The following is a 1,385-nucleotide window of genomic DNA, read 5'->3' as shown; positions in this document are numbered from 1 at the left end:
ATCCATGCCTTGATCGGCCCCAACGGCGCCGGCAAGACCACGTGCTTCAACCTGCTCACCAAGTTCCTAGAGCCGACGACCGGCACGATCCTGTTCAACGGCATCGACATCACGCGCGAGAAACCGGCGCAGATCGCCCGGCGCGGCGTGATCCGTTCGTTCCAGATCTCGGCCGTGTTCCCGCACCTGACGGTGCTGGAGAACGTGCGCATCGGCCTGCAGCGGCAGCTCGGCACGTCCTATCATTTCTGGCGCAGCGAGAACACGCTCGACACGCTCAACGGGCGCGGCATGGAGYTGCTCGATCAGGTCGGCCTGACCGACGTCGCGCAGACCGTGACCGTCAACCTGCCGTATGGCCGCAAGCGCGCGCTGGAGATCGCCACCACGCTGGCGATGGAGCCGGAGCTGATGCTGCTCGACGAACCCACCCAGGGCATGGGCCATGAGGACGTGGCGCGTGTCACCGAACTGATCCGCAAGGTGGCGGTGGGGCGCACCATCCTGATGGTCGAACACAATATGAACGTGGTCTCGTCGATCGCCGACAAGATCACGGTATTGCAGCGCGGCGCGATCCTGGCCGAAGGGCCGTACGCCGAAGTATCGAAAGACCCGCGCGTGATGGAGGCCTACATGGGCACCGTCGACGCTGAACTGCAGGGCGCGCACTGAGGAGCCAGGATGAGCACAACGCCCGCACTAGAAATCAAGGACCTGCACGCCTGGTACGGCGAATCGCACATCCTGCATGGCGTGGACCTGACCGTGAATCCCGGCGAGGTGGTGACGCTGCTGGGCCGCAACGGGGCCGGGCGCACCACCACGCTGCGCGCGATCATGGGCCTGACCGGCCAGCGCAAGGGTTCGATCCGCGTCAACGGCACCGAGACCATCGGCATGCCGACGCACAAGATCGCGCATTGCGGCATCGGTTACTGCCCGGAAGAGCGGGGCATYTTCGCCAGCCTGTCGTGCGAGGAAAACCTGCTGCTGCCGCCGCTGCTGAAAGGGCAGGGCGGCAGCGCGGTCACCGGCATGAGCGAGGCCGAGATCTACGACATGTTCCCCAACCTGAAGGAGCGCCGCCAGAGCCAGGGCACGCGCCTGTCTGGCGGCGAGCAGCAGATGCTGGCGGTTGGCCGTATCCTGCGCACGGGGGCCAACCTGCTGCTGCTCGACGAGATCTCCGAGGGCCTGGCGCCGGTGATCGTGCAGGCGCTGGCGCGCATGATCCTGATGCTCAAGAAGAAGGGCTACACGGTGGTGATGGTGGAGCAGAACTTCCGCTTCGCCGCGCCGCTGGCCGATCGCTTTTATGTGATGGAACACGGCACCATCGTCGAGCGCTTCGCGGCCGCGGAGCTGCAGGGAGCTGCAGGCCA

2 protein-coding genes are annotated in these 1,385 nt (G+C 65.8%); both read left to right on the top strand.

The features are described from left to right. Positions 1 to 675: ABC transporter ATP-binding protein (locus AC1DT6_RS40480; RefSeq protein ID WP_477115623.1), on the top strand; the 675-nt coding region annotated here is incomplete at its 5' end. Positions 676 to 684: 9 nt separating this feature from the next. Next, positions 685 to 1,385, top strand: a 701-nt coding sequence (locus AC1DT6_RS40475) for an ABC transporter ATP-binding protein (RefSeq protein WP_477115622.1), incomplete at its 3' end; no start/stop codon positions are given.

Source organism: Cupriavidus sp. 01L45 (assembly GCF_056399885.1).
This window is presented reverse-complemented; position numbering and strand designations above follow the sequence as displayed.